We start from the raw sequence: 23,584 nt of genomic DNA, 5'->3' as shown, positions 1-23,584 counted from the left end.
CCAGCGTGAGCACGACCACAGGCCCGGGCGCGGGCACTGCCACGGGCGGAAGCACGGGCGTGGCCACGGCCACGAGCACGGCCATGAACGCGGGCACAGCCACCGCCACAGCCGCGGGCGGCAGCACGGCCATGAACGCGGGCACAGCCACCGCCACAGCCGCGGGCGGCAGCACGGCCATGAACGCGGGCACAGCCACGGCCACAGCCGCGGGCGGGAGCACGGCCACCGGCACCGCCACGGCCACGAGCACGGCCATGAACGCGGGCACAGCCATGGGCACGGGCACGGGCGGGAGCACGGCTACGCATGGGCACGGCCACGGCCACAGGCACAGGCACGGGCAGGGGCACGGCCGGGCCCCGGCCACGCATGGGCGCGGGGCACGGACATGGGCATGGCCACGCCCACAGGCACGGGCACCGGCACCGCCACGGCCAAGGCCACCGGCAAGGCGCAGGCCCGGCCACGGCCACCGGCACGGCGGAGCCGTGGAGGCGCACCCCGCGCGGTCAGGGGCAGTCGCCGCGTCCGGCGTAGATCGCGACGCGGGCGCCGCGGACCTCGGTGAGCGAGCAGAGGTCGAAGCCGGCGGCCAGCGCCCGGCGTTTGGCCTCCTCGGCGGGGTACGGGTCCAGCGGCTGCCCCTCCGGGTCGAGCAGGGCGATCACCCGGGGCGAGCCGGCCAGGGCGGCGCGGATCGCCTCCGGCGGCAGTTCGGTGCCCTGGAGGCTGCGCGAAGCCGCCGGGGAACGGTCCAGGGCCACGTCGCGCAGGCCCTCGTACACCTGGGGCGAGGAGAGCAGCCACTCGCGCCGCCGGGACGGCATGAACAGCACGGCGTCCCCGGGCCGGGCCCGTTCGCGGACGGCGGCGGCCACGGCGAGCACGTCGTCCTTGCGGCTCTGCGGGGTGCGCAGCCAGGCCGACCAGTACCCGACGGGCACCAGCAGCGCCGCCACGAGCAGCCACGGCCACCAGTGCCGTACGCCGGCCAGCCGGGCCCCGGCGAGCAGGGCGAGCCCGGCGAGCGCGTACAGCACGTACCGGTCGACGTACCAGGGGTGCAGCAGCGAGATGGCCATCAGCAGCCCGGGCGGCAGCAGGGCCAGCGGCAGGGCCACGCGTACGAGCTCCCGCGCGGCCCCCCGGGCCAGCAGCAGCGCGGCGGCCGCGAGGACCCCGTACGCGGCCCAGTCCTGCCAGCTGGGCCGCCCGAGCCAGCCGAGCTGCTGCTCGGCCTGCCGCGCGCTCACCAGGGCCAGCGGCAGCAGCAGGGCGACGACGGCCGCGGCGCTCCACCGCCAGCCGCGCGAGCGCCAGGCGGCGAAGGCGTGCGCGAGCAGGGCCAGTACCGCGAACTCGTGCAGCCAGCAGCCGAGCAGCAGCACGGCCGCGTACGCGGTCCACCGCTCGCGCAGCATCAGGTACGTGGCCCACACCACGGCCGCCGCGACCAGGGCGTAGGAGCGGCCCTCCTGGGCGTACATCTGGACGGGCGGCAGCGCGGCGTAGACGAGGCCGGAGATCAGCGCGGCCCGCTCCCCCGCGAGGCGGTGGCCGACGGCGGCGACCCCGGCGGCGGCGAGTGCGGTGGCGGCCACGGAGGGCAGCCGCAGCGTCCACAGACCGCCGTCCCAGAGCAGGAACGCCCCGTGCATCAGCAGGTAGTACAGGCCGTGCACGGCGTCGACCTGGCCGAGCAGTTCCCAGAGCCGGCCGAGGGGCCGGTGGGCCACCTGCCAGGTGACGGACTCGTCGCGCCACATGCTGCCGCCGCGCCGCAGGCCCCAGAGGCCGAGGGCGGCGGCGAGCAGCGGGGGCAGCACGCGCCAGGGGGCGATGCGGCGGATGGCGGCCTCCGGGTGCTGTTCGTCGGTGCGTGGGGACTCCATACTCGGGGTTCGGTCCCTGTACCCGCGGAGGTGGGTGTGCGCGCGTTCCGATCGGTGGTGGCGGTACTGCTGGGTGCGGTGGTCCTGGCGGGCTGCGGGTCCTCGGGGACCGGTGGCGGCGACGACGCGCCCCCGGCCTCCGCCACGGGCACCGCGCCCCCGGCCACGAACACAGCCACGGGCACGGCCACGGCCCCGGGCGGCGGCACCACCGCGAGCCCCGCCCCGACCGCCCCGGCGACGACCGGCCCCGCCGCGACCCCCGGCCGGACCCCGTCCGCCGCCGAGACCCTCGTCCGGGTGTCCCGCAGCGGCGGCTTCGCGGGCGATACGCACACACTGATCGTCAAGGGCGACGGCTCGTGGACCCGCCATGACCGCACGGCGAAGCAGGAGGGCGGCGGGAAGCTGTCGCAGGCCGGGCTCGCGAAGCTGCGCACCGCCCTGCGGGAGGCGGACTTCGCCGCCCTGCCGAGGATCTCGACCAGCGACCCGAAGGTCTTCGACGGGTTCTTCTACGCGTTCGTGCACGGAGGCTTCGAGGTGGCCGGGGACCAGGAGGCCCTGCCTCCGGTTTTGGCCAAGGTGCTGGACGCTCTGCCTCCGTTTACCGCGGGCTAGGGGTCCCGGCGGACCGGTCACCCGGCATATCCTCCAAGCCTGACCGAACCGCGCCCTGTCCGAACCCCGCATAGCCGCAGGCCGGTGCCTCCTCTACGCTGCACCCCATCACGCGGGATCTTCACGGGGCGGGACCGGACATGGAACAGACACACACGACCCACAACAGCGCTGCGGCGACCCCCGGCGCCCAGCGGCGTGTGCTCGTCGTCGAGGACGACCGCACCATCGCCGAGGCCATCGCGGCCCGCCTGCGCGCCGAGGGCTTCCAGGTACAGACGGCCCCGGACGGGCCGGCCGCCGTGGCGGCGGCCGAGAGCTGGCTGCCCGAGCTGCTGGTCCTGGACATCATGCTGCCGGGCTTCGACGGGCTGGAGGTCTGCCGCCGGGTCCAGGCGCAGCGGCCGGTACCGGTGCTGATGCTCACCGCCCGGGACGACGAGACCGACCTGCTGGTCGGGCTCGGGGTCGGGGCGGACGACTACATGACGAAGCCGTTCTCGATGCGCGAGCTGGCCGCGCGGGTGCACGTGCTCCTGCGGCGCGTCGAGCGGGCCACGCTGGCCGCGCACACCCCGCGCGGGGCCACCCTGCGCCTGGGTGACCTGGAGATCGACCACGCGCAGCGCCGGGTCCGGGTGCAGACCGAGGACGTGCACCTGACGCCGACCGAGTTCGACCTGCTGGTGTGCCTGGCCGGCACCCCGCGGGCGGTGCTCTCCCGGGAGCAGCTGCTGGCGGAGGTGTGGGACTGGGCCGACGCGTCCGGGACCCGTACGGTCGACAGCCACATCAAGGCCCTGCGGCGCAAGATCGGCGCGGAGCGGATCCGTACGGTCCACGGCGTCGGGTACGCCCTGGAGACCCCGGCCCAGACATGAGCGGGCGGCCCGGGCAGCGGTCCGGGGCGGGGCTGCGGCCGTTCTCGCCCTTCTCGATCAAGACGAAGCTGGGCACGCTCGTCGTGGTCTCGGTCTTCATCACCACGGGCCTGCTGCTGGTGGCCCTGCGCACGGACACCGAGCTGCGCTTCATCACGGTCTTCTCGGTGATCGCCTCGATGCTGATCACCCAGTTCGTGGCGCACAGTCTGACGGCGCCGCTGGACGACATGACGACGGTGGCCCGGGCGATCTCCCGCGGTGACTACACGCGCCGGGTCCGCGGGGCGGGGCGCCGCGACGAGCTGGGCGACCTGGCGTCGACCATCAATCTGATGGCGGACGACCTGGAGGCGGTGGACCGGCACCGCAAGGAGCTGGTCGCGAACGTCTCGCACGAGCTGCGCACGCCGATCGCGGCCCTGCGGGCGGTGCTGGAGAACGTGGTGGACGGGGTTTCGGCCGCCGATCCGGAGACCATGCGGACGATGCTGAAGCAGACGGAGCGGCTGGGCCGGCTGGTGGAGACCCTGCTGGACCTGTCGCGGGTGGACAACGGGGTGGTCCCGCTGCGGGCCCGGCGGTTCGAGGTGTGGCCGTACCTGTCGGGGGTGCTGAAGGAGTCGGCGCTGGCGGCCGCCGGGCGGCCGGGGCTGTCCACGGGTTCGGGCGGGCACACCCGCAACGACGTGCACCTGCACCTGGACGTCTTCCCGCCCGAGCTGTGGGCGTACGCGGACGCCGAGCGCCTGCACCAGGTGGTGGCCAATCTGATCGACAACGCGGTCAAGCACAGTCCCCCGCACGGCCGGGTCACGGTCCGCGCCCGGGCGGGCGAGGAGCCGGGGAGCCTGGCCGTGGAGGTGCGGGACGAGGGTCCCGGCATCCCGGAGGCGGAGCGGCACCGGGTCTTCGAGCGGTTCAACCGGGGCAGCGCGCGCGGCGGCGACGGCGGCACCGGGCTGGGCCTGGCGATCGCCCGGTGGGCCGTGGAACTGCACGGCGGGCACATCGGAGTGGCCGAATCGTCACGGGGCTGCCGCATCCGCGTCACGCTTCCGGGCAGCTCGCAGGCGCCGCGTTGACGTAGGGTTCGAGTGGGAAGGACATGATCTCGGCCACACGTGCCCGGGATCGTCAGGGGTGCGAAGCCAAGCGGGCCGCAACCTCGGTGCCCCCTACCCGAACCCTGCTGGTTTCCCGCCATTCCGGGTGGTGAAACCCGCCGTTCGATGTGACCTACATGACGGATGTCCCGCCCGGTCTGCATCTGGTGGCCCAGGAGGCGTAGCCTTTATTCCCGCTGTCCATACCTTGTGAAGCGGAAGAGGGCGGTTGCCGCCGTGTCGCCACAGTCCCCCAGTAACTCGAGCACCACGACCGAAGCAGCAGAGGGCGGGAAGAACCCCGCCTCAGGCTTCGGTGCCAATGAGTGGCTCGTCGACGAGATCTATCAGCAGTACCTCCAGGACCCGAACTCGGTCGACCGGGCCTGGTGGGACTTCTTCGCCGACTACAAGCCGGGGGGCGCTGTCGCTCCGGTGAAGGCCGAAGAGCCGAAGAAGTCCCCGACGACGACGGACGGCGCCTCCGCACAGGCCGCCACCACCGTCGCCGCAGCCCCGCAGGCCGCCGACGCCGCCGCCACGGGGGCGGCGCGCGCCGCAGCGCCCGCCGCTGCCCCCGGTGCAAGCACCGGCTCCACTGGAGCGGCTGGCGCCGCGCCGATCCTTTCGCCTGTGTCAGCTCCTGCCCCTGCTCCTGCCACCCCCTCTGGTGCCCCTGCTGTGACTGTCACCTCCCAGGCCCCGGCCGCCGCACCGGCCGCGCCCGCCACCCCCTCTCCCGCAGCCCCCAAGCAGGCCGCGCCCGCCACCGAGGCCCCCGCGGGCCCCGAGCTGGTGACGCTCCGCGGCCCGGCGGCTGCCGTCGCCAAGAACATGAACGCCTCCCTCGACGTCCCGACGGCCACGTCCGTCCGCGCCGTCCCGGTGAAGCTGCTGTTCGACAACCGCATCGTCATCAACAACCACCTCAAGCGGGCCCGGGGCGGGAAGATCTCCTTCACGCACCTCATCGGCTACGCGATGGTGCAGGCGATCAAGGCCATGCCGGCCATGAACTACTCCTTCGCGGAGAAGGACGGCAAGCCGACCCTGGTCAAGCCGGAGCACATCAACTTCGGCCTCGCGATCGACCTGGTGAAGCCCAACGGTGACCGCCAGCTCGTCGTCGCCGGCATCAAGAAGGCCGAGACCCTCAACTTCTTCGAGTTCTGGATGGCCTACGAGGACATCGTCCGCCGTGCCCGTGTCGGCAAGCTGACGATGGACGACTTCACCGGCGTCACCGTCTCGCTGACCAACCCCGGCGGCCTGGGCACCGTGCACTCCGTGCCCCGCCTGATGCCCGGACAGTCGGTCATCATGGGCGTCGGCTCCATGGACTACCCCGCCGAGTTCCAGGGCACCTCGCAGGACACCCTGAACAAGCTGGGCATCTCCAAGGTCATGACCCTGACCTCGACCTACGACCACCGGGTCATCCAGGGCGCGGCCTCCGGCGAGTTCCTGCGCATCGTCGCGAACCTGCTGCTCGGCGAGAGCGGCTTCTACGACGACGTCTTCGAGGCGCTGCGCATCCCGTACGAGCCGGTCCGCTGGAACCGGGACATCGACGCCTCGCACGACGACGACGTCACGAAGGCCGCCCGCGTCTTCGAGCTGATCCACTCCTACCGGGTCCGCGGCCACGTCATGGCCGACACCGACCCGCTGGAGTACAAGCAGCGCAAGCACCCCGACCTCGACATCACCGAGCACGGCCTCACCCTGTGGGACCTGGAGCGCGAGTTCGCGGTCGGCGGCTTCTCCGGCAAGTCGATGATGAAGCTGCGCGACATCCTCGGCGTGCTGCGCGACTCGTACTGCCGCACCACCGGCGTCGAGTTCATGCACATCCAGGACCCGAAGCAGCGCCGCTGGATCCAGGACCGCATCGAGCGCCCGCACTCCAAGCCGGAGCGCGAGGAGCAGCTGCGGATCCTGCGCCGGCTGAACGCCGCCGAGGCCTTCGAGACCTTCCTGCAGACGAAGTACGTCGGCCAGAAGCGGTTCTCGCTGGAGGGCGGCGAGTCCGTCATCCCGCTGCTCGACGCCGTCATCGACTCGGCCGCCGAGGCCCGCCTCGAAGAGGTCGTCATCGGCATGGCCCACCGCGGCCGCCTGAACGTGCTCGCGAACATCGTCGGCAAGTCGTACGCGCAGATCTTCCGCGAGTTCGAGGGCAACCTCGACCCGAAGTCGATGCACGGCTCCGGCGACGTCAAGTACCACCTGGGCGCCGAGGGCACCTTCACGGGCCTGGACGGGGAGCAGATCAAGGTCTCGCTCGTCGCGAACCCCTCCCACCTGGAGGCCGTGGACCCGGTCCTTGAGGGTGTCGCCCGCGCCAAGCAGGACGTCATCAACAAGGGCGGCACGGACTTCACGGTCCTGCCGCTGGCCCTGCACGGCGACGCGGCCTTCGCGGGCCAGGGTGTGGTCGCCGAGACGCTGAACATGTCGCAGCTGCGCGGCTACCGCACCGGCGGCACCGTGCACGTGGTCATCAACAACCAGGTCGGCTTCACCGCCGCCCCGGAGTCCTCGCGTTCGTCGATGTACGCGACCGACGTGGCCCGCATGATCGAGGCGCCGATCTTCCACGTGAACGGCGACGACCCGGAGGCCGTGGTCCGCGTCGCGCGGCTCGCCTTCGAGTTCCGTCAGGCGTTCAACAAGGACGTGGTCATCGACCTCATCTGCTACCGCCGCCGCGGCCACAACGAGTCCGACAACCCGGCCTTCACGCAGCCGCTGATGTACGACCTGATCGACAAGAAGCGCTCGGTGCGCAAGCTGTACACCGAGTCCCTCATCGGTCGCGGCGACATCACGCTGGAAGAGGCCGAGCAGGCGCTCCAGGACTTCCAGGGCCAGCTGGAGAAGGTCTTCGCGGAGGTCCGCGAGGCCGCCACGCAGCCCGCCGCCGGCGTCCAGGTGCCCGCGCAGGTCGCGCAGGAGTTCCCGGTCACCGTGAACACCGCGATCTCGCAGGACGTCGTCAAGCGGATCGCCGAGTCCCAGGTCAACATCCCCGACCACGTCACCGTCCACCCGCGTCTGCTGCCGCAGCTGCAGCGCCGCGCGTCGATGATCGACGAGGGCACGATCGACTGGGGCATGGGCGAGACCCTCGCCTTCGGTTCGCTGCTGATGGAGGGCACGCCGGTCCGGCTGTCCGGCCAGGACTCCCGCCGCGGCACCTTCGGCCAGCGGCACGCGGTCCTCATCGACCGGGAGACCGGCGAGGACTACACCCCGCTGCAGTACCTGTCGGACGACCAGGCCCGCTACAACGTCTACGACTCGCTGCTCTCCGAGTACGCGGCCATGGGCTTCGAGTACGGCTACTCGCTGGCCCGTCCGGACGCGCTGGTCCTGTGGGAGGCCCAGTTCGGTGACTTCGTCAACGGCGCGCAGACCGTCGTCGACGAGTTCATCTCCTCGGCCGAGCAGAAGTGGGGCCAGACCTCCGGCGTCACGCTGCTGCTGCCGCACGGCTACGAGGGCCAGGGCCCGGACCACTCGTCCGCCCGCCCGGAGCGCTTCCTCCAGATGTGCGCGCAGGACAACATGACGGTCGCGATGCCGACCCTGCCGTCGAACTACTTCCACCTGCTGCGCTGGCAGGTCCACAACCCGCACCACAAGCCGCTGATCGTCTTCACCCCGAAGTCGATGCTGCGTCTGAAGGCGGCGGCGTCGAAGGCGGAGGAGTTCACGAGCGGTTCGTTCCGTCCGGTCATCGGCGACAGCACCGTGGACCCGAACGCGGTCCGCAAGGTCGTCTTCTGCGCGGGCAAGGTCTACTACGACCTGGAGGCCGAGCGGGAGAAGCGCGGCATCACCGACACCGCGATCATCCGCATCGAGCGGCTGTACCCGCTGGCCGGCGCGGAACTCCAGGCGGAGATCGCCAAGTTCCCGAACGCGGCGAAGTACATCTGGGCGCAGGAGGAGCCGGCGAACCAGGGTGCGTGGCCGTTCATCGCGCTGAACCTGATCGACCACCTCGACCTGGCGGTCGGCGCGGAGGTCCCGGCGGGCGAGCGCCTGCGGCGCATCTCGCGCCCGCACGGCTCGTCCCCGGCGGTGGGCTCCGCGAAGCGCCACCAGGCGGAGCAGCAGCTCCTGCTGAACGAGGTCTTCGAGGCGTAGCCGCTGCGCGGCTCAGCAGTTCCGGAAGGCCCGGCTCCCCCCGAGGGGGTGCCGGGCCTTCCGGCCGTTGGATTACGGCTGCGGCTCGAAGTCCCAGTAAGGGCGGGCCTGTTGCTTCGCCGAGACCGTGTGGACGTGCTGCGCGCCCAGCGTGCGGGTCAGGCCCTTGATGCCCGCGTCCTCGTGCTTGCCCGCCTCCAGGTCCTCCCGTACCGACCGGAGGTCCGCCGCCAGGGCGATCTGCGCGCTCAGGGTCATCGGGTGGTCCGGGCCCAGGACCTGTTCGGCGGTGCGCAGCGTCTCCCGGCTCAGGGACAGCGCGTCCTCCAGGCGCCCGGTGATGTTGCGGTGGCCGGTGGCGTTCAGCGCGCAGCCCAGGGTCCAGGGGTGCCGGTCGCCGAGCGCGCCGCGCATGCCGGTCAGGGCCCGTTCGGCGAGGTCCAGGGCTTCCGGGCGCTCGCCCTGGGCGCGCAGGACCAGGCCGAGGTTGCCGAGCGTGCCGATGCTGTACGGGTGGGCATGGCCGAGCTGCGAGCGGTAGCCGCGGACCACGTCCTCGGAGATCCGGCGGGCCTCGCCGATGTCCCCGTACTCCCGGAGGTAGGTGGCGTAGTCGGAGGCGACCATCAGGGTCCACGGGTAGTCGGCGCCGAAGACCCTCGTGGCGCGCTCCCACACGGTCCGCAGCCGCAGGCCCGCGCCGGGGATGTCCCCGGAACGGCGCAGGCACTGGCCGAGGTTGTGTTCGGCGCGCAAGGTCTGCGGGTGGCCGAGGCCGAGTACCTGGGTGTTGAGTTTGACGCCCTGTTCCTGGCGGGTCTGGGCCTCCCGGTAGCGGCCCATCAGGCGCAGGCCCATGGCGCAGGCGATGCCGGAGGCGAGGGTGGAGATGTGCAGGGGCCGCAGTACGCGCTCGCGGCGGCGCAGGGTGTCCAGGTCGAGGTCGTAGGCGTCCTGGTAGCGGCCCAGCAGCCGGTAGGTGGCGGCGAGGTTGTTCTGGGCGTCGAGCGTGGTGGAGTCGTCCTCGCCGAGGAGTTCGCGGTAGGTGGCCAGGGTGTGTTCGAAGATCTCGCGGGCCGGTTCGAAGTCGGCGGTGCACAGCAGGACGCCGCCGTAGGCGCTGCGGGCGCGCAAGGTCTGCAGGTCCCGCTCGCCGCGTTCCCCGGTGAGCCGGTCGGCGACGGCCTTGGTGAGGCTTCCGGCGCGGGGGAAGAGGCCGAGGTTGCGCAGGGCTCCGCCGTAGGGGTAGCTGAGTTCGCGGACCTTGGGGTGGTCCTCACCGAGCATGGCCCGCCAGGACCGGTCGGTGTCCTCGCACAGCCGCAGGCAGGTGCGGTACTCCCCGGCGAGGATCAGGTAGCGCAGGCAGTGCAGCAGGAAGTTCTGGATCCGCGGGTTGCTGCTGGTGAGGACGCCCGAGGTGGCCAGGTGGGGGACGAGTTCGGCGTAGCGGGGCCACAGGCGGGAGTCGGAGGGGTGGCCGGGGTCGGCGGCGGCGAGCACCTGGCGGACGGCGCGGGCGAGGGGTTCGGCCTCGCCTTCGGAGAGGTTCTCGCGGACGATGCCGTGGACCATGCGGTGCAGCTGTACGGTCTCCAGGCCGCCGCCGCCCTCCTCCACCGGCAGGTCGGAGTACTCCAGGCGGACCACGGAGAACTGGACGAGCTTGTTGAGGGCGGCGTTCCACCGGATCTGGTCGTTGATGAGTCCGGCGAGCCGTTCGGGCACGTCGTCGGCGGGGAACTCGCGCAGCAGCCGCAGCGGTACCGGCCCCGGGGCGAAGAACACGAACAGCCGGAGCAGGGCGAGGGCGTCGGGGAAGTTCTCCCGGACGTTGTTGAGGAGCACGGCCAGGGCGGTGGGGAAGGGCAGCGGGTAGTCGTCGGAGACGGTGACGGCTTCGCGGGAGTCCAGGCGGCGCCGGAGCAGGGCGAGGTAGTCGCCGACGGTGAGCGGGGAGTCGGCGAGCCAGCCGGCGGTCTGGTCGAGGGCGAGGGGGTAGTCCTCCAGGGCCTCGGCGAGCTGGTCGGCCTCCCCCGCGGTGAGGCGCGTCGCCCGGCGGCGGATGAAGGTGATGGACTCGGGCCGGGCGTACAGCGGGACTTCGACGAGGCTGGCGTGCCGGGCGGCCCATTCGCGGTTGCGGGAGGTGATGATGACGTCGCCCGCGCCGGAGGGCAGCAGGTCGGTCAGGTCGTCGGGGTTGTCGCAGCCGTCGAAGACCAGCAGCCAGCGGTGGTACGGGGAGCCGCGCCGCAGCGCTTCGAGGACGGCCCGGATCTGTTCCCCGTAGCTGCCCGCGCCGCGCGGCAGGCCGAGGGCGGGGGCGAGGTCGGCGAGGCGTTCGCGCAGGGTGGGCCGGTCCTCGGCGGGGACCCACCACACGACGTCGTACTCGGAGGCGAAGCGGTAGGCGTACTCGGTGGCGACCTGGGTCTTGCCGACGCCCGACAGGCCCAGCAGGGTGACGACGGAGGCGCCGGGCGGGGCTTCGGTCAGCGCCGTGCGCAGGGTGGCGATGACGTCGTTGCGGCCGGTGAAACGCGGGTTGCGGCGCGGGACGCGGCCCCAGATCTCGGGCGGGTCGTTGGGGAAGCGGGGGCCGCGGCGGCCGGTCTCGGTGCCGATCCGGTCGGTGGGCAGTTCCAGCCGGCGCAGCACCCGGTACTCCGCCTCGTACGCGTCCACCCCCCACACGTCGGTCTTCTCCAGTACGGCGACGGCGCTGGGCAGCGGGGCGTCGGTGAGGCAGACGGCGGCGAAGCGGTCGGGGTGGCGGTCGGTGACGGCGCGCAGGGCGGTGTTCCAGGCCTCGTCCGTGTGGGTGCCCGCGGAGAAGTAGCGTTCGCTGAGGACGAGGAGGACGCGGCTGCCGGAGCGGGCCAGGTCGTCGAGGGCAGGGGCCAGGCCGGGGCTGTTCTGCGGGTCCCAGCGCTGGAGGGCGACGCGGTGGCCGTGCTCCTCCAGGCGGTGGGCGATCCACACGGCCCAGGGGCGGTTGAACCCCGCGAAGCTGATGACGAAGCGCTGTGCCTGGTGGGGCGGCTGGTGGGGCGGCTGAGCCGTCGGGCTGGAGTCCTGCCGACTACCGGTCATGCGGCCGTCTCCCTGGAATCCGGGCGGTGGACGGGGTTGAAAAGGTACCGCAGGAGGTACCCGTACGGACCCGGTCAGACCTGGGTGAACGGAGCGAGTTCGGGGTGCGCCTCGCACCAGGCGCGGCGTTCGCGGTCGACGGCCCGGCGGGCGGTGATGTGCTGGTCACCGGGCGGCGGCAGGTCGTCCATGGCGAGCTCGGCGGCGGCCATGGCCTCGGTGAACTCCCTTCCGGCCGGGGTCAGTCGGGGATGGGTCCGCAGTACGGGGAGGACGGCGGCGACCTGGGCGCGGATCCTGGCGTGCTGGGCCCAGGCGCCGCGGGCTCCGTAGAGGGCGGCGCGCTGCCAGTAGCCGGCCAGGGCGAGGTGGGCGTACGCGCCGTGCAGGAGGCCGTCGAGGGGGCGGGGGTCGGTGCGCCAGGGGGCCCAGTGCCGGGGTGTGCGGTCGGCGGTGTGCAGGGTCAGGACGTCGGCGAGGGCGCTGAGTTTGCCGTGCTGGACCTCGTGGACGAGGGTGGCGGCCAGCGCGGGCGGGGCCTGCGCGCGGGCCAGTACGGAGCCGGCGGCCGCGGGCAGGGTGGCGCCGTGGGAGCGGGAGCCGCCGGCCAGGGGCACGACGGAGCGCAGCAGTTGGACGGTCTCCTCGGCGCGGACGGTGTCGTACCGCTGGAGGAGGGTGAGCGCGCCGGACCACTGGGTGTCCCAGCGTTTGTGTCCCTTGGGGGTGAGCCGGCGGGCGGGGCGGACGGCGGCGGGGGCGGGATAGGCGGGGCCGGGGGCCCGGTAGGGGTCGAGGTCGTCGAGGGCGGTGGCCCCGCCGGGCAGGGTGTGCAGGGGGAGGGTCGCGGGGTCGTCGGCGTCCCAGGAGCGTTCGGTGAGGGCGACCGGGCCGGGCCGGTCGGGCCGCAGCAGCCCCAGCGTGGGCAGGAGGAGCCGGCCGTGCAGGGGGCGCAGGGTGAGGCCGAAGGAGATTCCGGCGCGCAGGGCGGCGGCCGCGGCGAGGGCCCCGAGGTGGGCGAGGTCGGGGGCGGGACCGTACGGGGCGTGCAGTCGGCGCAGGGTCTCCTCGGCCCATACGCCGGTGGCCGGGTAGTGCAGGACGTCGCGCACGGCGCCGGGGTCGCGCCGCTCGGCCTCCTCCAGCAGGGCCCAGTGGCCGGCGGCCTCCCCGGCCGGGCCGCCGGGCGCGGCGTCGAGGACCGCGCGCAGCAGGACCAGGCGCTTGGAGCGGCGTACGTCGCGGACCAGGCGGGTGCCTTCCGCGGAGGGTTCGGTGGAGGCGAGGGCGCGCAGGGTCGGCGAGGGGACGGTGAACGCGGCGAGCGAGGTGGTCACGAGGCGGCCGCCGGAGGGACGGCGGCGTGCTGGACGGCGGCGGCTATGTGCCGGATCAGGGCGGTGAGGTCGGCGCAGTACACGGACGGCTGCCGGAAGCCCTCGCCGGCCCGGTAGCGGTGCGGGTAGTGCCCGCCGCCGCACACCTCCACCAGTTCGCAGGCCCGGCAGCAGCCGGCGAGCGCCTCCCGCCCCAGCTGGCGGGCGGCCAGCCCGGGGTGGTCCAGGAGCTGGTCGAAGCTGTGGGTGTCCAGGGTCATGCCGGTGGCGGCGGCGCCCTCGTATGCGGATTTCAGGGAGTCGGCCTGTTCGATGGAGCCGTCGGTCTCGATCACGGCGGTGGTGGCGGGTGCGAGCCCGAGGGTCTCGGTGGCGGCGGGCAGGCCGAGCAGCAGGGCGATGATCTCCTCGAAGATCCGGATCCGGGTGCGCCGCGCCCCGTCGTGCCACCAGCGTTCGAAGACGGCGACGAGCCAGTCGGCGTACGGGGCCGGGCGGCCGGGGTGGTGGCCGGGCGGTGGGGAGCTCCAGTTGGCGAGCGGCAGGAGCAGGCCGAGGCTGGGCGGGGCGAAGGCGAGCAGGGACTCGTAGGTCTCCACCGGGTCCTGGCCGAGGTCGACGACGCAGAGCACCCCGGCGTAGCTGTCCGGGTGCCGGGCCAGCAGCCGCAGCCCGCGGGCGGCGGCGCCGAACCCGGGCCGCCCGGCGCGGTCCACGCGCCGGGCGTTGTGCGCGGGCAGGCCCCCGTCGAGGCTGACGCCGATGCGGATTCCGGCGGCTCGCAGCGCGGCGAGCCGGCCGCGGGTGAGCAGGGTGCCGTTGGTCTGGACGGTGGCGGTGACCCGGGTACGGGGCGCCGCCCGGGCCACGGCGGCCCGGACCGCGTCGACGGGTGCGGCGAGCCCGGCGGGTGCGGTGAGCAGCGGCTCGCCGCCGTGCAGGACCAGGTCGATGCGGGCCGGACGGTGGGCCGCGGCGTGCTCGGCTATCCGCTCGGCGGCGCGGGCGACGGTGGCCGGGGTCATGGTGGACGGCTGGGCGCGCCAACTCTGGTCGGCCATCTCGTAGACGTAGCAGTAGGTGCAGGCGAGATTGCAGCGGCTACGTGTCTTGAGGACGAACTGCCGTATCGGGTGCGGCCGGTGCCCGGCGGCGCGCAGCGCGGGCACGTCGAGCCGAGCGTAGGGCCAGGGTGCGTGCCGCCGATGCTGCGCGGCGAGCCGCGCCTTGCCGGGGGCCGCGGGGTCCGGGGCGGGGCCGGGGGCTGCCGGGGCCGGGGCGGGGCCGGGGGCTGCCGGGGCCGGGGCGGGGCCGGTGGTGGCAAGGCCCGGGGTGGCCGGGGGTGCCGTGGCCGGGGCGGGGCCGGTGGCCGGGGCGGCCGGACCTGGGGCTGCCGTGGCTGGGGCCGCCGGGGCCGGGGCAGGGCCGATGGTCGCCGGGGTCGTCGGTGCTGGCCCCGCCGGGCCTGGGGCTGCCGTGGCCTGGGCGGGGCCGGTGGCCGGGGCTGCCGTGGCGTGGGCGGGACCGGTGGCCGGGGCTGCCGGAGCCGGGGGTGCCGTGCCCGGGGCGGGGCCGACGGTGGCTGGAGTCGCCATGCCTGGGGCTGCCGCGCCCGGGGCTGCCAAGCCCTGGGCGGGGCCAGTGGCCGAGGCCGCCGCGGCCGTCGCGCCGGGGGCGGGGGTGGGCCGGGATGCCGGAGCCGGGGCCGTCGCACCTGGGGGTGCCGTGCCCGGGGCCGTCGGGCCTGGGGCGGAGCCGATGGTGGCCGGGGCCGTCAGGCCTGGGGCGGCGGTGGCCCGGGATGCCGGAGTCGGGGCCGTCGCGCCTGGAGGTGCTGTGCCCGGGGCTGTCGCGCCTGGGGCGGGGGTGGTCCGGGATGCCGGGGCCGGCGCCGGGGCGGTGGGGTCCGGGGCCGGGGCGGTGGGGTCCGGGGCCGGGGCGGTGGGCAGCGTGGGGTCGGTCGTGGTTGCTCGCCTCATCGTCTGCACCTCCCTCCCCGGCTACCGCCGGGAGCCACCCCGGGGACGGTCCATCCCTGCCCTCCGGACGGTCCCGGCTAACGGCGGAAAGTGGTCAACTCGCTTGCGGCTGGGACAGATCAGACGACGCCGGAGTCGAATGCGTTCAGGACCTCGGCCGGATGGGTCACCCGCTCGACCATGCCTTCGATCACCTGGGCGAGGACGGGATGGTCGATCCCGCGCAGCGCGGCCAGGTCCAGCCCGGAGAGGTCCGGCAGCCGCCGCCCGGGGCACTCCGTCCGGGAGGTCGCCGCGGACACGTCCTGACGTTTCGTCACCATGCGCCGCCCGTCCCCCCGTTGTCCCGCCATCGATGGTCCGCCCTTTCCCCGTGGCCGGTCCCCGGAAACGGAAGGACCCGGCCCGGCCGTGTCCCCGGGCGTGTCTTGTCGATCAGGCCGGATCAGCCCCGGGCGGGCCGGCTCCCGTGGATCGCCAGGCCGAGGAGGAGTCGACGCGGAGCGTATGCGACCGACGAGAGCACCGCGAGGCGCGGCGCCGGCGCCCCGGCCCGGCGTAACAAGTGAGACACCCCTACGGCCCCGCCTCCAGGGCCCGTAGCCGCGTGCGCAGCGCGTCGTACCGGACCTCGGCGCCCGCGCCGAGCCGTGCCCACAGCTCAAGGGCGGAGCGGTACGCGTCCAGCGCCGCCCGGGGCCGGGCCAGCCGCTCCAGCACCTCGCCGCGTAGCTCCTGCACCCGCGCGGCCAGCTCTACGGCGGCGTCCCGGCCCTCGCCCCGGCCCTCCGCCCGGCTCCCCTCCCGGTCCGCCTCCCGATCCGCCTCCAGCGCGGCCCGCCAGGCCCGCCGGTAGGAGTCCGCCGCCCGGTCGAGGCGGTCCGCGGCCCGGGTGTGGCCGTGGATCTCCTGCTGGACGTCGCCGTGGTCCCGCCAGGCACGGGCCTGCTCCAGGGGGCTGCGGCTCTGCCGGACGGCCAGCTCCAGCAGGTACTCCGCCTCCCGCAGGTCCACCAGGTCGCCCTCGTACGCGTGCCGCAGCCGGAGCCCGGTGGCCAGCCGCAGCAGCCGGTGCGCCGCCCGGGGGTCGGACTGCGGCACGGCGGCCCGGCTCTCGCGCAGCACCCGTACGGCCGCCCCGGTGAAGCTCCGCCCGTCGGCGGCGCGTGCCCGCTCCAGGAGTACGTCGCCCCACTCGGGCAGCAGTTCCCCGAAGGCCTCCGCGTCCCGGGGGATCAGCCGCCGGGCCCGGCCGTACGCCTCGGCCGCGCCCTCCAGCGCCACCGGGTCCCCGTCCCGTTCGTAGCGGGCGCGGCGCACCCGGGCCACGCCGAGGAGTGCCGCCACCCGCAGCTCCGGATCGCCGGCGGCCTCCTCCAGGGCCGTGGCGAGCTGCCCGGACGCCTCCTCCAGCCGGTCGGGCAGGTGGCGCAGCGCGGTGGCCCGCTCCACCCGGACCCGCGCCCGCTCCTCGGGCGGGGCCGCCGGGTCCACGGCCAGCCGGGCGGCGGCCTGTCCGGCCAGCTCCGTGCGCTCGGCCGGGTCCGGGGTGCGGGGCAGGAGGGCGAGCAGCACCCGGCCCAGGGCCAGGTGCAGTTCGGGGCCGGGCCGCGCGTCGGGGCCGGGGTCGGAAGCCGGGGCTGGAGCGGGGGGCGGGCCCGCGAGGGGTTCCAGCGCGGCCCGGGCCTCCCGCAGCGCCCCCGCGTCGTCCCGGAGTTCGCTGAGCCGGGTCAGGGTCTGGGCGCGCCGCACCGCGCAGTCCCGTCGCAGTGCGCCGCCGTCCGCGTCGGGGAGGGCACCCGCCGCCGCGAACTCCCGGTCGGCCGCGGCCAGCAGCTCCGCGTCGGGTCCGGCCGCGAGGGCCCGCTCGTACAGCACCCGGCCCCGTACGAGCCGGGCCGCCGCCGTCCGCAGCCCGGTGACGGCCCGTTCGGCCTCGGCGAGCAGGTCCGGGTCGCGCTCGGCCGCCCACAGCCGCACCAGTGCCCGCGCGAGCTCGGTCTCCGCCTCCTCGGGCGGGTCTTCGGCACCGGCCGGGGCGGTGACCGCGCGGCGCAGCACCGCCACGGCCTCGTACAGCGCCCTGGTGTCCGTGTCGGCCTCCGCGTCCGCGAGCCGTTCCCGGGCGGTCCGCACCGCCCGGGCCCGGCCGGGCCCCGGGGTGGCGGCCGCGGGCTCGCGCGCCGCCGGACCCTCGGCTTCCGTGGGGCCGGGCAAGCCCAACAGGCCCGGCAGGCCCGGTACGTCCGGCAGGTAGCGGCGTACGACCTTGGCCGACACCTGCGCGAAGGCCTGCGGGAGCGGTCCCGCCGGCACCCGCTCGGCAGCGTCCTGCGGGGCGCCGCCGGGCCGGCCGCCCGGGTCCGCCGCGACGGGCGCCCCGGTCAGCTGGGAGACCGCGAGGGCGGGGAAGTTGCGCACGCCCCGCCCGAAGTGCGCCTGGACGTACTCCGAGCAGTGCTTCAGCACCAGCGCGGCCTCGTCCCGCCCGAGCGGTCCCAGCAGGACGTCCTGCACCCCGGGGACGAACTCGTACCACTGCCCGGGCGCCGGTCCGCTGCGCCGCAGCAGCCCGCTGAGCAGTACCTCCGCCAGGTCCGACGGTTCGGAGTCCGGCAGCATGGTGCGCTGCACCAGCCGCATCACGGGCAGCGTCAGGGGCGCCGCCGACAGGTACACGGCCAGCTGGACGGCGCGTGGTGCGGCCGAGGCGCGGAAGCGCCGCACCAGTTCGAGCGGGGGCCGTACGGCCGCCGCGGGCGGCGGCGCCGGGGCCGCGGGGTGTGCGGCCAGCACCCGGCCCACCTCGGCCGGGACCGGCCCGGTCCCGATCCCGGCGACGAGGCGGGCCCACGCGCCGAGTGCGGTGGCGCCGGGCGGCAGTACGGGGACGGCGAGCCCGCCGGTGGGGCGTCCGGAGCGCGGCGGCCGGTCCGACCGGAATTTCAGCTTCCCTCCGCCGCCCTCGATCCGGGTGAGGGTGCCGCGTTCGGTCGGCAGCCAGCTGCGGCCCCACAGCCGCTGCGGCAGAGGCTGTACGACCACGCACGGGGTGCACTCGGCCCACCGGTGCAGCAGCCGTTGCGCCTGGCCCTCCCGCCACAGCGGTCCGGTGCAGTCGGAGACCAGCATGGTCAGCGCGCGTCCGGTCGGGTCGCGCAGCTGGTCGCCGGAGCGCAGTCCGGGGGCGGGTACGGGGCAGCGCCCGAGCGCGGGCGTGCCGTCGGCGAGCCGGTGCAGGTAGTGGACCCGCACGTCCCGGAAGGCGCCCAGCCGTTCGCACACGGAGCGCAGTTCCTCGAACATGTCGTGCCAGACCGCCATCGAGGGGGAGGCGTCCATGACCAGTCGTGCGGTCGCCTCGCGGCGGGTGTCCGGGCGGAACACCGGGATGACCGTCCCGAAGGCCCGGGCGCTGGCCTCGGCGGTGGCCGCCTCGTCGAGCACGGTCCGGGCGGGCGGGACGGGCGGCCGGTGCCGCTGGAGGGCGCGCAGGGCCCGCTGGATGTCGAGGATCCGGGGCAGGGCGGCGGCCCGGGGGACGCGTACGGGCACTCCCGGATCCTCCGGCAGCTCCCCCTCGGCCGGCGCGGTACGGCGTGCTCCGGCGGCATAGATCCTGACCGGATCCTCAGCCTCCGGCTCTGGCCCGGGCTCCCCGCCCACCGGCCCCGCGGGCAGGCTGACGGGACCTTCAGCCTCCGTCTCCTGGGCGGGCTCGTCCGGCCCCGCCGCGAGCGGCCCGGAGGCGACCGACCCGGGCCCGTGGATCTTCCCGGCCAGCCACAGGGCGTCGGCGAGCTCCTCGGCGGTCGGATCGATCCCGGCGGCGCGCAGCAGGACGGCCAGTTCGCGGATGGGCACGGCCCCTCACCTCGGTCGGTCGAGGCGCTGGATGAGCAGGTCCGCGAGGTCCTCCCGGGTGGGCGGGGCGGCGTAGTGGGTGAGGTACACGGCGTTGAGCAGCTGGTCGGCGGCGACGAGCTCGGTCTGGGAGCGGCTGAGGAACTCCCGGATCAGGTCGGCCCCGAGCCGGGCGGCCTCGTCCCCGAGGTGTGCCCGGACCATGGTGGCGAGCCGTTTCTCGCCCGGCTGGCCGAGTTTGAGCTGGATGCAGCGCCGCAGCAGGGCGGCCGGGAAGTCCCGTTCCCCGTTGCTGGTCAGGATGATGAAGGGGAAGGCCCGGCAGCGGACCCGGCCGCCGTGGACGGTCGCCTTGCCCCCGTCGTCGGTGAGCACCCGCACCGCGGGCTCGGTGTCGGCGACCCGTTCCAGCTCGGGGAGCGCGAACTCCCCTTCCTCCAGCACGTTCAGCAGGTCGTTCGGCAGGTCCACGTCGCTCTTGTCGAGCTCGTCGATCAGGAGCACGCGCGGACGCGCGGTGGGGAGCAGGGCGGTGCCCAGCGGCCCGAGCCGGATGTACTTGCCGATGCCGGGCGCCCCGCCGGGTGCCCCGCCGCCGGCCGCGATCTGCACGTCCTGGAGCCGGGCGAGGGCGTCGTAGCGGTAGAGCCCGTCCTGGAGCACGGTCCGCGAGACCACGGGCCAGCGCAGCACCCGCCCCAGCTTCAGCTCGTGGGCGACGGCGTGCGCGAGGGTGGACTTGCCGGTGCCGGGGAAGCCCGTCACGAGCAACGGCCGCCGCAGGTACAGCGCGGCGTTGACGGCGTCCAGCTCCTCGGGCTCCGGCCGGTGCAGTTCGGCGGCCTGCCGGTGCGCCCCGAGCCGCCGGGCGATGGCGCCGTCGGCGCCTCCGGCCTCCCCCGGGCCACCCGCGTCGCCGCCCGCCGGACCGCCCGCGGGACCGCCCCCCGGGCCGCCCGCCTCGCCGACCGGCCCGCCGTCGAAGTCCCGCCACGGCGGCGGATCGGGCAGGGCGTCGATCCCGTCGTGGGGTTCGCCGACACCCCGGTAGATGAGCCACTCGTCGTTCATGGGTGCTGCTCCCTCCTGCCGGTCACAGGTCGCCCTGGAGCGGCTCGTCCTCGGGCAGGGCCCGCGCCGGGTCGTCCCACACGAGTGCGGTGCCCGCCGCCCAGTACGCGTCCGGGTCCGCGCCGTACGCCCGCCCCCGTAGCGCCTGGAGCCGCAGCGGCAGCACCTGTGCCCGGCCCGCGTCGGCCAGTTCCTCCCGCAGCCCCCGGTGGAACGGCGCGCACGACACGCCCGGGTCAGCGGGGGGCCGCCTGCACACCACCACCCCGTACCCGGCCTGCCGGACCGCATGCAGCGACCCCAGCGTGGGCTCCAGCGCGGCGGCCCGGCAGTGCACCGGCACGGTGTTGTCCGCCAGCCCCGCGAGCCACTGTGCCGAGGGGCTGCGCGGGCGACCCCCTACGCAGTCCGCCCGTTCGTCCAGTAACGGCCCGGCCAGGACCCGCGCCCACCGGGCAGCCGCGCCGGGGGCTCCGCCGCCGACGGGGTGGCGCAGCACCACGGGCCTCTGCACCCCCAGCGGCACCCCGCCCACCAGCGCCCACTCGTCCACCGCCAGCCCGAACAGCTCCGGTTCCACGGCGACTTCGAGCAGGGCCGCCGCCTCGTGGGTGTCGCAGCGCCGGAAGGCCTCGGCGAGCGGGGCCCGCAGCGCCTCCGGCAGCCGGGCCGGACCGACCCGTACACCGGAGTCCACCGGGGTGACCCGGCCCGGGCGCGCCGGGCCGGCGAGGACCGAGACCCGCCAGTCGAAGACCTCCTCCCAGCCGTGCGCCCACACCTCCAGCAGCACCGAGGCCCCCGGTGGCAGTCCGCCCGCGGACCGCGCCGTGCCGTGTGCCGCGCGGCCGGCCGAGGCCCGGCGGCGGCGGGCCCGTTCCGCCAGGCCCTGCTCGTGCCGCTCGCCGAGCTCCCGCCGCAGCGGCCGCCACAGCCGCTCGGCCGTGGCGCGTACCCAGTCCCACAGCTCCTCGTCCGCGCCGGGCGTGGGCGGCTCGCGGTACTCGGCCACGCTCACGTCCGTCGCGTACCGGAGCATCGCCGCGGCCTCCCCCGCCCCGCCGGGCGGGTCGTACAGCAGGCCGAGCCCGTCGCGCCAGCTCAGCGGGGCCGGCGGATGCGGATCCGGCTCCTCCCCGCGCGCGGCCTCCACCAGGGCCCGTACGACCTCCGAGGAGCCGGGCGGGGGCAGTTCGGCGAGCAGCCCGCACAGGGTGGTGCGCTCGCCGGGGGTGAGCCGGCCGCGGCCGGCGTACGGGTCGCCGTCCGGATCGGGGAGTTCGCCGTGGGCGTCGGTCCAGGTCCGGCGGGTGTTGAGGTCGCTGAGGTGCTGGTCGTAGTGGTGCAGGTCGTGAGCCTGCATGACCCGGCGGTAGAGCCCGGTCTGGCCGCGTCCGGCCGTGGGCAGGGTGCGCAGCTGCACGACGGAGACGGCCAGCCCGCCGCCGCCCGTGTTCCGCCGGGCCTTGACCACGCCGACGACCTCGCCGCGGGCCAGGTCCACGACGGGGCCGCCGGACATGCCGGGGTCGATCTCGTCGTCGCCGCCGAGGCGGATGGCCGCGCCGTTGCCCGCGGTGCCGCGCAGCCGGGTGGTGCGGCCGGTGATCTCGGGGGTGCCGAGGTCCTCGGTGCAGCCGAAGTACGCGACTTCGTCGAAGCGGGGTCTGGAGCGGTCGGTCAGCCAGACACAGGCGTGCGAGACGGGGGCGAGGACCCGGACGAGGGCCAGGTCGGGCAGGTCCCACAGGGCCCGCCGGGCGGGGCGGCGCTCGTCGAGCCGCTCCGGCAGGACGCATTCCACGCGTCCGGTGACGGTCCCGGTGGCCGCCTCGTTCCCGGCGTACCTGCCGGACTGGAAGGTGATGCCGACCTCGCGCCCGGTCAGCCGCACGGCGGCACCCCCTTCACCGACCACGTGGGCACACGTCAGGACCCAGCCCGGCGCGATGAAGAAACCGCTCCCCCAGGTGGGTCCGGTCCCAGCGGTCCCATACCCGTCCGGCGGGGCGTGGACGCGTACGGTCGCCGCTTGGACGAGGGGTTCGAGGAGCTCGAAGGCGCGCGCCGAGCCGGTCGTGCGCCCCTCCGTCATCCGCGCCCCCCGCTCGTGAGACGTCCAGGCTAGCGCCGGCGCCGCCGCGGGCGGGAGGTCTCTCCGCGCCGCGGATTATCCTGGCGGGAAACACCCCCATCACGGCACGGAGCCCGACTTGTACTTCACCGATCGCGGCATCGAGGAGCTGGAGAAGCGGCGCGGCGAGGAGGAGGTCACCTTCGAGTGGCTCGCCGAGCAGCTGCGCACCTTCGTCGACCTGAACCCGGACTTCGAGGTCCCGGTGGAACGCCTGGCCACCTGGCTGGCCCGCCTGGACGACGAGGACGACGAGGACGACGAGTAGGCGGACTCGGGAGCAACCGCGGAAGACGGGAACGGCCCGGCTGCCTGTACGGCGGCCGGGCCGTTCCCGTGTTCACGGCGCCCGGTGGGGAGGGCGCCGCTCCTTGGCGGGGAATGGTTGGCCCCGGCCGGTCCAGGCGGAGCCGGGGCAGGCCCGCGTCGCTGTACGCCGTGGCGCCGTGACGCCGTGGCGCCGTGGCGCCGATCATGATCACGGCCGGCAGGCCGAGCCGATCACCCCGTAGAGGGCCCGGCGCGTCCACCCGCTCACGGGGCGCCCTGCCCGGTCGGGGTGCGGCCGAGGAGGTCGGCTCGTTGCCAGCAGTGGACCGGGTCGTGCCGGACGGCCCAGCCGTGGCAGCAGACCCGGCAGTCGGCCATGTGCCCGCCGTACCTGGTCGCGATGCGCGCCCCCAGCCGACAGCCGGCGCAGATCATGTGCTCCCGGGTGCAGACCCCGTCGGGGTGCGCCGGCGACGCCGCGACTTCCAGCCGGAGCCGGGCGAGGTCGAAGGCCTCGCGTTCCATCCCGGGCAGGTCGCCCCACCCCGCGCCCGTCACCGCGGCGCCCTCTCGGACCCGGCCTCCGCCGATGCGGAGCCGGGCCGGGACTCGCCTTCCGCGAGCCGTGCGACGCCTACGCGGACGAGGAGGGCCACGGACGCCGGTTCGCAGAATCTGGAACCGGCTCCGAGGGTGGCCCAGTACACCGGGTGGGTCACGTCGTACCCCAGGACGTCGACGGCCGGGACGCCGAAGTACGTTCCTGAGCCGAGGCACTCGACGCCCGGGGCGCAGGAGCGCCACTCGCGGACAGTGCCGGCCGGGACGATGGCGTAGTAGTTCCGGCCGTGGCCGTCGTGGACGACGGGCCCGCCGAGGCTCTCCTCCAGACCGAAGTCGGTGTGGGCGTAGCTGCGCCCCTCTGTGCAGAGGGCCGCGAAGACGAGCCGCTCCGGCAGGCGGACGGCGTCGAACGTCCGGCCGATGGGGAGGAGGGCGATGCCGCGCTCCCGCCATTCGGTGCGGACCTGCTCGGGCTGGTCATGGCTGCCGACCAGCCAGTCCGTCATCATCTGCCGGGTCACCGTCGGGCACTCCCTGCCGTCGTCAGCGGGTGGTCAGGACGACGGTAGGAGCGGTTCCGTGACGACAGGGGCACGGATTGTGCCCCCTTG

General features: G+C 75.0%; 16 protein-coding genes. 5 read left to right on the top strand and 11 right to left on the bottom strand.

Annotation, left to right across the window (positions count from 1 at the left end; genetic code table 11):
• Together AB0D94_RS16085 and AB0D94_RS16080 are read right to left on the bottom strand one after the other, a co-directional pair.
• A partial coding sequence (locus AB0D94_RS16085) for a hypothetical protein (protein WP_362051609.1) occupies positions 1-277 on the bottom strand: 277 nt, incomplete at its 3' end.
• A gap of 235 nt (positions 278-512) precedes the next feature.
• A complete protein-coding gene (locus AB0D94_RS16080; RefSeq protein WP_362051607.1) occupies positions 513-1,895 on the bottom strand; it encodes a hypothetical protein in 1,383 nt (460 codons plus the stop codon).
• 36 nt (positions 1,896-1,931) lie between these two features.
• Between AB0D94_RS16080 and AB0D94_RS16075 the strand changes: the two genes are divergently transcribed.
• The 4 genes from AB0D94_RS16075 (at position 1,932) to AB0D94_RS16060 (ending at position 8,658) form a co-directional block, all read left to right on the top strand.
• Positions 1,932-2,516, top strand: a complete 585-nt coding sequence (locus AB0D94_RS16075; protein ID WP_362051605.1) for a hypothetical protein — start codon at positions 1,932-1,934, stop codon at positions 2,514-2,516.
• A gap of 140 nt (positions 2,517-2,656) precedes the next feature.
• The gene (locus AB0D94_RS16070) at positions 2,657-3,397 is read left to right on the top strand and encodes a response regulator transcription factor (RefSeq protein ID WP_362051602.1); all 741 of its coding nucleotides are present in this window, start codon (positions 2,657-2,659) and stop codon (positions 3,395-3,397) included.
• Entirely contained in the window at positions 3,394-4,482 is a 1,089-nt protein-coding gene (locus tag AB0D94_RS16065; protein WP_362051600.1) for a HAMP domain-containing sensor histidine kinase, read from the top strand. The genes AB0D94_RS16070 and AB0D94_RS16065 overlap by 4 nt, the downstream gene beginning before the upstream one ends.
• Positions 4,483-4,740: 258 nt before the next feature.
• Positions 4,741-8,658: a multifunctional oxoglutarate decarboxylase/oxoglutarate dehydrogenase thiamine pyrophosphate-binding subunit/dihydrolipoyllysine-residue succinyltransferase subunit gene (locus tag AB0D94_RS16060; protein ID WP_362051598.1), complete on the top strand. Its 3,918-nt coding sequence runs from the start codon at positions 4,741-4,743 to the stop codon at positions 8,656-8,658.
• A 72-nt stretch (positions 8,659-8,730) separates the two neighbouring features.
• On the opposite strand, the gene fxsT is transcribed toward AB0D94_RS16060, so the two are convergent.
• From fxsT to AB0D94_RS16025, 7 genes are all read right to left on the bottom strand, one after another.
• A complete protein-coding gene (fxsT, locus tag AB0D94_RS16055; protein ID WP_362051595.1) occupies positions 8,731-11,754 on the bottom strand; it encodes an FxSxx-COOH system tetratricopeptide repeat protein in 3,024 nt (1,007 codons plus the stop codon).
• Between the two features lie 74 nt (positions 11,755-11,828).
• Positions 11,829-13,091 (bottom strand): HEXXH motif-containing putative peptide modification protein, encoded by a 1,263-nt coding sequence (locus tag AB0D94_RS16050; RefSeq protein ID WP_362051593.1) that lies wholly within the window; start codon positions 13,089-13,091, stop codon positions 11,829-11,831.
• On the bottom strand, positions 13,088-14,260 hold the full coding sequence (locus AB0D94_RS16045) for an FxsB family cyclophane-forming radical SAM/SPASM peptide maturase (RefSeq protein WP_362051657.1): 1,173 nt from the start codon (positions 14,258-14,260) through the stop codon (positions 13,088-13,090). Before AB0D94_RS16045 ends, AB0D94_RS16050 begins: the two co-directional genes overlap by 4 nt.
• Before the next feature lie 929 nt (positions 14,261-15,189).
• Positions 15,190-15,393 carry an FxSxx-COOH cyclophane-containing RiPP peptide gene (gene fxsA / locus AB0D94_RS16040; RefSeq protein ID WP_362051591.1) on the bottom strand — a complete coding sequence of 68 codons (204 nt, stop codon included), beginning with the start codon at positions 15,391-15,393 and terminating at the stop codon, positions 15,190-15,192.
• A gap of 253 nt (positions 15,394-15,646) precedes the next feature.
• Entirely contained in the window at positions 15,647-18,934 is a 3,288-nt protein-coding gene (locus tag AB0D94_RS16035; RefSeq protein ID WP_362051589.1) for an SAV_2336 N-terminal domain-related protein, read from the bottom strand.
• Positions 18,935-18,940: 6 nt separating this feature from the next.
• Positions 18,941-20,005 carry a MoxR family ATPase gene (locus AB0D94_RS16030; RefSeq protein ID WP_362051587.1) on the bottom strand — a complete coding sequence of 355 codons (1,065 nt, stop codon included), beginning with the start codon at positions 20,003-20,005 and terminating at the stop codon, positions 18,941-18,943.
• 22 nt (positions 20,006-20,027) lie between these two features.
• Positions 20,028-22,100: a trypsin-like peptidase domain-containing protein gene (locus AB0D94_RS16025; RefSeq protein ID WP_362051585.1), complete on the bottom strand. Its 2,073-nt coding sequence runs from the start codon at positions 22,098-22,100 to the stop codon at positions 20,028-20,030.
• Positions 22,101-22,218: 118 nt separating this feature from the next.
• On the opposite strand from AB0D94_RS16025, the gene AB0D94_RS16020 reads away from it, so the two are divergent.
• Positions 22,219-22,407, top strand: coding sequence for a DUF6104 family protein (locus AB0D94_RS16020; RefSeq protein ID WP_030597201.1), 189 nt, complete (start codon positions 22,219-22,221; stop codon positions 22,405-22,407).
• Between the two features lie 266 nt (positions 22,408-22,673).
• Here the strand turns inward: AB0D94_RS16020 and AB0D94_RS16015 are convergent, their stop codons facing one another.
• Both AB0D94_RS16015 and AB0D94_RS16010 read right to left on the bottom strand, forming a co-directional pair.
• Positions 22,674-22,967 (bottom strand): hypothetical protein, encoded by a 294-nt coding sequence (locus AB0D94_RS16015; protein WP_362051582.1) that lies wholly within the window; start codon positions 22,965-22,967, stop codon positions 22,674-22,676.
• Positions 22,964-23,494 carry a hypothetical protein gene (locus tag AB0D94_RS16010; RefSeq protein WP_362051580.1) on the bottom strand — a complete coding sequence of 177 codons (531 nt, stop codon included), beginning with the start codon at positions 23,492-23,494 and terminating at the stop codon, positions 22,964-22,966. The genes AB0D94_RS16015 and AB0D94_RS16010 overlap by 4 nt, the downstream gene beginning before the upstream one ends.
• Between the last annotated feature and the right edge of the window lie 90 nt (positions 23,495-23,584).

Source organism: Streptomyces sp. NPDC048255 (genome assembly GCF_040652415.1).
Taxonomy (GTDB): Bacteria; Actinomycetota; Actinomycetes; order Streptomycetales; family Streptomycetaceae; genus Streptomyces.
This window is presented reverse-complemented; position numbering and strand designations above follow the sequence as displayed.